We start from the raw sequence: 8,097 nt of genomic DNA on the forward strand, positions 1-8,097 counted from the left end.
AAACGACGCCTCGGCTCGGCTCTGAGCGCTCGCAGCGGTGCCGCGCAGGCGCGCGAAATCATCCTGCGGGTCCTCACCCACAACCTGATGCTCCTCAGGTCGCCCACCACAGGGTTTCAACAATGCAAGCGCCGATCAGAACCGGGGGCGCTTCCTTGATTTTCGGGCCATCGCCGCGGAACGCGTGCCGCAGCGCCGGTCGAAGGGATCATCGGGCCCCCGCGAACCGCGAAGCGGCTTGCGGGGGAGTGTTCTCAGGCGGTGAGCGGCGCCAGCCGGTCGAGCAGCGAAAGCACCTCGTCCCGCGGCAGGTCGGGCACCTCCAGCAGCACCTGGTCGATGCCGGCCTGCCGGTAGCGGTCCAGCGCAGCGGCCTCCGGTGGGGCGCGGAAGACGGTAATGCTGAGGCTTGCCGGGTCGCGCCCCACCCCCTCGGCCATCCGCCGCAGCCGATCGCGCGCCACCGCCGGATCGAAGCCCGCCCCGGCACGAGGCAGCCAGCCGTCGCAGAAGCCGACCACGCGCTTCAGGGTCAGGTCGGTTTCGCCGCCGAGCAGGATGGGCGGATGCGGCCGCTGCACCGGCTTCGGGTAGCACCAGGAGGGCTCGATGCGGACGAACTCGCCCTCGAAACTGGCCTCTTCCTCGGTCCACAGCGCCTTCATCGCCAGCACCCGTTCGCGCATCAGCTTGAAGCGGGTTTCGTAGCGGGCGCCGTGCTGTTCCATCTCCTCCACGTTCCAACCGCCGCCGATGCCGAATTCGAACCGCCCACCCGAGAGCTGATCCAGGCTGGCGATGGTCTTGGCGGTGATGATCGGGTCGTGCTGCGGCACCAGGCAGACGCCGGTGCCGAGCCGCAGGCGCTTGGTCGTCGCGGCGGCGAAGGCCAGTGCCATGAAAGGGTCGTGGGTATGGGCGTAGCGCTTCGGCAGCGGACCACCGCCGGGGAAGGGGCTGCGGCGGCTGACCGGGATATGGGTGTGCTCGCAGACGAAGAGCGAGGCGAAGTTGCGCGCCTCCAGCGCGGCGGCGAGTTCGGCGGGGTCGATGCCGTAGTCGGTGGGGAAGTGGAAGACGCCGACGCGCATGGGCTGCTCCTGAGCTTCGGGGATCGGTAGGCGCTGCGACCATGCGCCGCCTTGGCCGGGAAGACTGTGCCTTGCGCGGCCGGAAGTCGAGCCGCCGGCTTTCTGGAACAATGTGCGCGCGTGATGGTAGTCGTTTTAGTGAAAAGATCGTTAAATGGTTGTGTAATGTTGTGTCACCACAACTGGATGGCTAGGTCTTGTGCGGTGGCACGGAAAGGCTGGGGTGCGGTCCATGCAGTCCTTGTGGCAATCTGGCTGTGGTGGTGAGCGGCGCTTGGCGACATCCAAGCCGCCGGAGACGCCGGCATTCCCCCTCGGCTTCGCCGAGGCTCCCGGCATCTTCCAGCCTGCCACCGGCACCACGGCGCCCGGACCTGCGGCATTGGCCTTCACCCGGCGCCATCCGGCCGGAACCTCCGTCCCGGGCGGCAGCAGCCCGAACGGCTCCCGTGATCGCCTGCTGGAACGTGGCCCGGACGCGCTCGCCGACCATGAATTGCTGGAGATGCTGCTGGGCTTCGCCGTCGAGCCCGGCGCCGCCAGGCCGCTGGCCAGGGCGCTGATCCACCGCTTCGGCAGCTTCGCTGGGGTGCTGGCCTCGCCGCAGCAGGGGCTGCTGGAAACCCAGGGCCTCAGCCCGCATGGCGTTGCCGCGCTCAAGCTGGTGCAGGCGGCGGCGCTGCGGCTCGCCCGCGCCGAGGTGATCGACCAGCCGGTGCTGAACAATTGGGACCGGCTGATGGACTACCTCACCGCGGTGCTGGCACGGGAGAAGGTCGAACAGTTCCGCGTCCTCTTCCTCGACAGCAAGAACCGCCTGATCGCGGATGAGGCGCAGGCCCGCGGCACGGTGAACCACACCCCGGTCTATCCGCGAGAGGTGGTGAGGCGGTGCCTGGAACTGCACGCCACCGCGCTGATCCTGGTTCACAACCATCCAAGCGGTGACCCCACCCCCTCCCGCGCCGATATCGGGATGACCGCCGAGATCAAGGCTGCGGCGGCGGTGCTGGGGGTGGTGCTGCACGACCACATCGTGCTGGGCAACGGCCGCTTCACCAGCTTCCGGCGTGAGGCGCTGCTATAGCCGGCGCCAGGGCCCATGCGGGGCAGCGATCCGTCGCGTCTGCGCCGACCCAGGCGGGGCCTGGGGTACCATAGGACAGGCGACGATGGCCTTCAGCTCCTCCGCCTCATTGCATCCGCCGCCGCGGCTGCGCCGCGGCGGGCGTCTCCTCCTCCTCCTCCTCCGGGTCCAGCCGCTCGGCCGCCGAGCGCCAGGTGACCTGCCAGCGCTGCGGCCGCCCGCCGCGGCAGCGCAGCAGCTCGAGCCGCCAGAGCGGGTCGCCGAGGTCATGCGCCGAGCCGGCACCGGCCGGGGCGCCAACCCGCCAGCGGGTGAGCGCGGCGGCGGCGCTGGCAGCCTCGTCATCCGGCCGCAGCAGCAGGCCGATGGCGCCGCCGGCCTCGGCCGCCACTTGCAGCCGTCGCGCCGCGGTAAGGTCGAGCGCATCCGTCGCCAGCAGCGCGCCGGCGACGCCGGGGCAGCGCAGCGCCTCCTCCATGGCCCAGAGCCCGTCGAGGGCGCGCGGTGCCTGCACCAGCACGAGATCGGCCGGCGAAAGGCCGAAGCGCGCCAGGCCAGGCGGCCAGGTATCCGGCCCGGGGGCGATCCACAGCACGGTGCCGGCGGCGCGGGCCAGCACCAGGGCGCAGAAGCCGGCGGCGGCACCCGGCTCGGCGGCCAGCACTTCGTGCACCGCGGCGCGGGCCAGGCCGCCGCCGGGCAGGCTCTGGTCGATCGGCGCGCACAGGGCCACACTGGCACTGCCCGCTTCTCCGGCAGCATTGCGATCGACCTGTGCAAGGCGCGACCGCAGCGCCGCCAGCAGGGCAGGGCGGTCCATTGCGTGCCCGGGCGGCGCGGGTGCGGGGCCGGAGGGGGGAGACGGGAGGGAAGTCATGTCGTGTTCGCTATATGTTCCAGAAACGAGCCGACAAGGTCAAGCGTGCTGCCTGCCGGATGTATCCGAAGTCATGCTTGCAGGGCAGCAATGCAAGCAAACCTCTTGAATCCGTGCCCCCGACAGCCGCAGATCAGCATAAGCGTGGAGGATCCATGAGCGCCGCACAGCCCCCGACTCCGATGCAGGTGGTGGACGGCTTTGCCGGCGCCGTCGGCAATACCCCGCTCATTCGGCTGAAGCGCGCCAGCGCCGCCACCGGTTGCGAGATCCTTGGAAAGGCGGAGTTCATGCAGCCCGGCGGCAGCGTGAAGGACCGCGCCGCCCTCGGCATCATCGAGGATGCCGAGCGCCGCGGCCAATTGACCCCTGGCGAGCCGGGGATCGTGGTGGAGGGCACCGCCGGCAACACCGGCATCGGCCTCACCCTCGTCGCCAATGCGCGCGGCTACCAGTCGATTATCGTCGTGCCGCATACCCAGAGCAGGGAGAAGCTCGACTTCCTGCGGATGATCGGCGCCGATCTGCGGCTGGTGGACCCGAAGCCGCTGCGCGACCCCGGCCATTACGTCAACACCTCCCGCCGCATTGCCGAGCAGCTGGCGGCAGAGGGCAAGCGGGTGATCTGGGCGAACCAGTTCGGCAACCTCGCCAATGCCGCGGCGCATGAGGCGACGACCGGCCCGGAGATCTGGGCGCAGACTGGCGGGCGCGTCGATGCCTTCACCTGCTCCTGCGGCACCGGCGGCACGCTGACCGGCGTCGCCCGGGCGCTGAAGGCGCGCAACCCGAAGCTCCGCATCGTGCTCGCCGACCCGATGGGCAGCGGCATGTATTCCTGGATCAAGACCGGCGAGGTGAAGGCCGAGGGCAACTCCATCACCGAAGGTATCGGCCAGGCTTCCGCCGTGCCGGGCAATCTCGAACACGGCCGCGCCTTCATCGACGATGCGGTGCAGATCGACGATCCCACGGCGCTGGAGCAGGTCTTCGACCTGCAACTGCATGAGGGCATCTCGATCGGCGGCTCGGCCGGCATCAATGTCGCGGCGGCGATCGCGGTGGCGCGGCAGATGGGGCCGGGCCATACCATCGTGACCGTGCTCTGCGACGGCGGCGCCCGCTACCAGAGCAAGCTGTTCAATCCCGCTTTCCTGCGCGAGCGCGGCCTGCCCGTGCCGCCCTGGCTGGCGTGAGGGAGGGGGCCATGGAGATCATCGAACTCGCCCGGACCATCCGCACCCGCGACCCGGCCCGGCCGACCTGGTTCGAGGCGATGACCTGCTATGCCGGGCTGCAGGCGGTGCTGATGCATCGCCCGGCGCACTGGCTTTACCGCGCTGGCTTCCGCGCCCTGGCCCGCACCATCTCCCATGTCAACCGCTTCATCACCGGCATCGAGATCCATCCCGGCGCCAGGATTGGCCGGCGGCTGTTCATCGACCATGGCATGGGGGTGGTGATCGGCGAGACCGCCGAGGTCGGCGACGACGTGCTGATCTACCATGGCGTGACCCTGGGCGGCCTCAGCCTCGGCAACCGGGCCGGGCCCGGCGGCAAGCGGCACCCGACCATCGGCGATGGCGTGGCGATCGGCGCCGGGGCGCAGGTGCTGGGGCCGATCCGCATCGGCGACGGCGCCAGGATCGGCGCCAATGCGGTGGTCTCCGGCGAGGTGCCGGCGGGCGAGACCGTCGTCGGCATCCCGGCCCGGCCGCCGCATGAGCACCGGATCATGCCGGCCCGCGCGGCGCCGGCGCCGAGCCCCGGCTACGGGCTGCTCGACCAGCCCTGCGATCCGGTCGGCGAGGAGATCGCCGTGCTGCGGGCCGAGGTGGCGGCGCTCAGGGCCGAGATGACGGAGCTGCGCCGGCGCGGAGTGGGGATGCCCGCGGCGGAATAGGGCGCTGTCGCTTCACGCTGACGCGATCCGGCTCCAGGCTTCCGGCATGCGCCCGATATCCAGCAACCACGCCTGAAGGAGAGAGCGACCATGGCAAGCATCCGACGCACCGCCTCGGCGACTTGGCAGGGCAGCGGCAAGGAGGGCAAGGGCGCGCTGACGACGCAGAGCGGCACATTGCGCGACACGCCCTATGGCTTCAACTCGCGCTTCGCGGAGGGGACCGGCACCAACCCGGAGGAGCTGATCGCCGCCGCCCATGCCGGCTGCTTCACCATGGCGCTGGCCTTCAAGCTGCAGGGCGCCGGGCATACGGCGGAAAGGCTGGCGACCGAGGCGAAGCTGTCAATGGAGCAGGACGGTCCCGGCTGGAAGATCGCCGCGGTGGTGCTGCAGCTGAAGGCCAAGGTGCCGGGGGTGACAGCCGAGGAATTCCAGCGCCTCGCCACCGAGGCCAAGGCGACCTGCCCGGTGTCCCGCGTGCTGAACGCCGAGATCACCCTGTCGGCCGAGCTGGAATAGGGTAGGCACCCTCCCGAGGGGGGACGCCTCGGGAGGGAAGACGCCTCTGGGGAGAGACGCCTTGGGGGAAGGGCGGGCGCTGCCGCTTAGCGGTGCCGGGACAGGTCCCAGGGGAGGCGTTCGGCCTCCCGCAACGCATCGACGCGGCTGATGCCGACATCCTTCAGCATCCGGTCGTCCATCTCTGCGAGCTGGCGCCGGGTGGTGATGGCACGCAGCATCGTTCGCAGCGCCGGCAACGCGGGCAGGGTCAGCCTGGTCAAGGACAGGGAAGGGATACGGGCGTTCAGGGTCGCCATGGCGGTGTCCTCCTTGCCAGGAATTTGGCTGGGAGAAGTGAATAAGGAAAACGAATTGAATTGACGTTTTCCATCAGAATTCTTGATGATGTCCCCATGCTCGCGCTTCCCCCCGGGCTCGACCCCGACCTGCTCCGCAGCTTCGTCCTGATCGTCGAGGGCGGCAGCTTCACCCGCGCCGCCCAGGCGGTGGGGCGGACCCAATCGGCGGTGTCCATGCAGATCCGCCGGCTGGAGGACATGCTCGGCCAGCCGCTGCTGCTGCGCGGCACCCGCGGGGTGGAGCCGACCCAGCATGGGCTGTGGCTGCTCGAGCGGGCGCGGCGGATGCTGGCGCTGAACGACGAGATCCACGCCACCTTCCGCCAGCCGGAGGTCGCCGGCGCGGTGCGCCTCGGCACCCCGGATGACTATGCCATCCGCTGGCTGCCCGGCATCCTGGCCCGCTTCGCCGCCAGCCACCCGGCGGTGCAGGTGGAGGTGATCTGCGCCCCCTCGAATGAACTGGTCGAACGGCTGGGCGAGGATGAACTCGACCTGACCCTGATCTCCGAGGGCAATGAGCCGCCGGGTGCCCGGGTGCGCTGGCTGTGGCGCGGCCCGCTGCTCTGGATCGGGACCGAGGCGGCGGCGCGGCGTCGCCCCCTGCCCTTGGCACTGGCCTCCTCCGGCTGCGCCTGGCGGCAGGCGGCGATCGGCGCGCTGGATGCCGCCGATCGGCCCTGGCGGATGACCTATACCGCGGCCTCGCTCTCCGGTTCGCTGGCGGTGGCTCTGGCCGGGCTGGCGGTGACCGTGGCGATGCCGGCGCCGCTGCCCGAAGGGGTCAGCCGGCTTGGCGCCGAGGAAGGGCTGCCGCCGCTGCCGGATTTCGCCATCGGCCTGCTGCGCGGTCCCTGCTCCCCGGTGGCGGAAGCGCTGGCGCAGCACATCGAGGAGAGTTTCCGGCTTGACCTGACCATCGAGCCACCGCTGCGGGCTTGAGCGCCGAATCCGCCGGGGCCAATCTGGCGGCGGTGGTAGCTTTGCAACGAAGCTGCCGTTCAAGCCGAGGAAACATCCATGAATCGTCGTCTCCTGTTGGCCCTGGCGGCTGGCGGGCTGGCTGCGCCGGCCATCGGCCGCGCCCAGGCTTGGCCGGACCGGCCGATACGGCTGATCGTCCCCTGGCCCCCGGGCGGGTCCACGGACACCATCGCCCGCATCTTCCAGGCCAAGCTGGCCGAGGCGCTGGGCCGTCCGGTGGTGATCGACAACAAGGGCGGTGCCTCGGGCTCGATCGGCGCCACCGAGGCGGCGCGGACGCCAGCCGATGGCTATACCTGGATGCTGGCCTATGACAACGAGGCCACCAACCAGACGGTGATGCGGCTGCCCTACCGGGCGATGGAAGCCTTTGCGCCGGTCAGCCTGGTGGCGACCGGGCCGCTGGCGCTGGTGGCGCACCAGAGTACGCCCTATCGGAACTTCCAGGATGTGGTTGCGGCCGCCAAAGCGGCGCCGGACAGCATCAGCTACGCCAGTTCCGGCGTTGGCGGATTGGCCCATGTCTCGACCACGCTGTTGCAGCAGCAGGGCGGGTTCAGCCTGGTGCATGTGCCGTACCGTGGTGGCGGCCCTGCCGTGCAGGATGCGGTGGCCGGCAACGTGCCGCTGTTCATGTCGAATGTGGTGATCATCAGCCAGCATATCCGGGCCGGGACGCTGCGGCCGCTCGGGGTGACCACGGCTGGCGAGACGCGGCACGTGCCCGGCGTGGCATCCTTCGCGCAGCAGGGCTTCACCGGCTTCGAGGCGCCGACCTGGTGGGCCTTCCTGGGCCGCGCAGGGACGCCGGAGCCGATCCTGCAGCGGATGCAGGAGGCGCTGGCCAAGGCGCTGGGCGATGCCGAGGTGCGGAAGCGCATCGAGGAGCAGGGGGCGGATGTGGTCGCCTCGAACTCCGAGCAATGCGGCCGGTTCCTGGCCAGCGAGATCGACAAATGGGGCAAGGTGATTCGCGACAACCGCATCAGCGCCGAGAGCTGACGCGGAATGCGGGCGGGATCATGGGCTCGCGGAGCAATTGCAGAAAAATTGTCATCTGCAGCCGGAACGAAGTCGCCAGCAGGCCCGGGGGAGCCTTGTTGAAAAGGAATAAATTGAGAAAATTCAAAGGGTTGATTGGAGGCAGCCGGGGTTGGTCAGGGGGGTTTGACAGCTTCCGGGTCTGGGCCTAGAACCCGCCTCACCAAGACGGCGGCGGGGTTGACTGGTTGGCCTGGATGGGTCAAACTCCTTGCCCCGCTGACGAGGCGGTAGTCGCTGAGTGAGGTTTT

9 protein-coding genes are annotated in these 8,097 nt (G+C 70.0%); 6 read left to right on the top strand and 3 right to left on the bottom strand.

Annotated elements, in window-relative coordinates; all coding sequences use genetic code 11:
• Positions 1–254: 254 nt before the first annotated feature.
• A complete protein-coding gene (locus H7965_RS27500; protein ID WP_186773729.1) occupies positions 255–1,091 on the bottom strand; it encodes an LLM class F420-dependent oxidoreductase in 837 nt (278 codons plus the stop codon).
• Between the two features lie 274 nt (positions 1,092–1,365).
• On the opposite strand from H7965_RS27500, the gene radC reads away from it, so the two are divergent.
• Complete coding sequence (radC, locus tag H7965_RS27505) at positions 1,366–2,178, top strand: RadC family protein (protein ID WP_229682824.1); 813 nt, start codon at positions 1,366–1,368, stop codon at positions 2,176–2,178.
• 106 nt (positions 2,179–2,284) lie between these two features.
• Here radC and H7965_RS27510 read toward each other — a convergent pair whose 3' ends face one another.
• On the bottom strand, positions 2,285–2,998 hold the full coding sequence (locus tag H7965_RS27510; RefSeq protein WP_186773731.1) for an ImuA family protein: 714 nt from the start codon (positions 2,996–2,998) through the stop codon (positions 2,285–2,287).
• A 212-nt stretch (positions 2,999–3,210) separates the two neighbouring features.
• Between H7965_RS27510 and H7965_RS27515 the strand changes: the two genes are divergently transcribed.
• From H7965_RS27515 to H7965_RS27525, 3 genes are all read left to right on the top strand, one after another.
• Positions 3,211–4,251 carry a cysteine synthase A gene (locus H7965_RS27515; RefSeq protein ID WP_390624632.1) on the top strand — a complete coding sequence of 347 codons (1,041 nt, stop codon included), beginning with the start codon at positions 3,211–3,213 and terminating at the stop codon, positions 4,249–4,251.
• Between the two features lie 11 nt (positions 4,252–4,262).
• On the top strand, positions 4,263–4,958 hold the full coding sequence (gene cysE / locus H7965_RS27520; protein WP_186773732.1) for a serine O-acetyltransferase: 696 nt from the start codon (positions 4,263–4,265) through the stop codon (positions 4,956–4,958).
• A gap of 90 nt (positions 4,959–5,048) precedes the next feature.
• Positions 5,049–5,480 (top strand): OsmC family protein, encoded by a 432-nt coding sequence (locus H7965_RS27525; protein WP_222440851.1) that lies wholly within the window; start codon positions 5,049–5,051, stop codon positions 5,478–5,480.
• A gap of 86 nt (positions 5,481–5,566) precedes the next feature.
• Here H7965_RS27525 and H7965_RS27530 read toward each other — a convergent pair whose 3' ends face one another.
• Complete coding sequence (locus H7965_RS27530) at positions 5,567–5,779, bottom strand: DUF1127 domain-containing protein (RefSeq protein ID WP_186773733.1); 213 nt, start codon at positions 5,777–5,779, stop codon at positions 5,567–5,569.
• A 96-nt stretch (positions 5,780–5,875) separates the two neighbouring features.
• Here H7965_RS27530 and H7965_RS27535 point away from each other — a divergent pair, with 96 nt between their 5' ends.
• Together H7965_RS27535 and H7965_RS27540 are read left to right on the top strand one after the other, a co-directional pair.
• Positions 5,876–6,763 carry a LysR substrate-binding domain-containing protein gene (locus H7965_RS27535; RefSeq protein ID WP_186773734.1) on the top strand — a complete coding sequence of 296 codons (888 nt, stop codon included), beginning with the start codon at positions 5,876–5,878 and terminating at the stop codon, positions 6,761–6,763.
• Positions 6,764–6,841: 78 nt separating this feature from the next.
• The gene (locus H7965_RS27540; protein WP_222440852.1) at positions 6,842–7,807 is read left to right on the top strand and encodes a tripartite tricarboxylate transporter substrate binding protein; all 966 of its coding nucleotides are present in this window, start codon (positions 6,842–6,844) and stop codon (positions 7,805–7,807) included.
• Positions 7,808–8,097 lie beyond the last annotated feature (290 nt).

Source organism: Siccirubricoccus deserti (assembly GCF_014283215.1).
Taxonomy (GTDB): domain Bacteria; phylum Pseudomonadota; class Alphaproteobacteria; order Acetobacterales; family Acetobacteraceae; genus Siccirubricoccus; species Siccirubricoccus deserti.

Coding starts and splice junctions, on each gene's coding strand:
- H7965_RS27500 (WP_186773729.1), bottom strand. CDS start 1,091: ATGCGCGTCGGCGTCTTCCACTTCCCCACCGACTACGGCATCGACCCC.
- H7965_RS27510 (WP_186773731.1), bottom strand. CDS start 2,998: ATGGACCGCCCTGCCCTGCTGGCGGCGCTGCGGTCGCGCCTTGCACAG.
- H7965_RS27515 (WP_390624632.1), top strand. CDS start 3,211: ATGAGCGCCGCACAGCCCCCGACTCCGATGCAGGTGGTGGACGGCTTT.
- cysE (WP_186773732.1), top strand. CDS start 4,263: ATGGAGATCATCGAACTCGCCCGGACCATCCGCACCCGCGACCCGGCC.
- H7965_RS27525 (WP_222440851.1), top strand. CDS start 5,049: ATGGCAAGCATCCGACGCACCGCCTCGGCGACTTGGCAGGGCAGCGGC.
- H7965_RS27530 (WP_186773733.1), bottom strand. CDS start 5,779: ATGGCGACCCTGAACGCCCGTATCCCTTCCCTGTCCTTGACCAGGCTG.
- H7965_RS27535 (WP_186773734.1), top strand. CDS start 5,876: ATGCTCGCGCTTCCCCCCGGGCTCGACCCCGACCTGCTCCGCAGCTTC.
- H7965_RS27540 (WP_222440852.1), top strand. CDS start 6,842: ATGAATCGTCGTCTCCTGTTGGCCCTGGCGGCTGGCGGGCTGGCTGCG.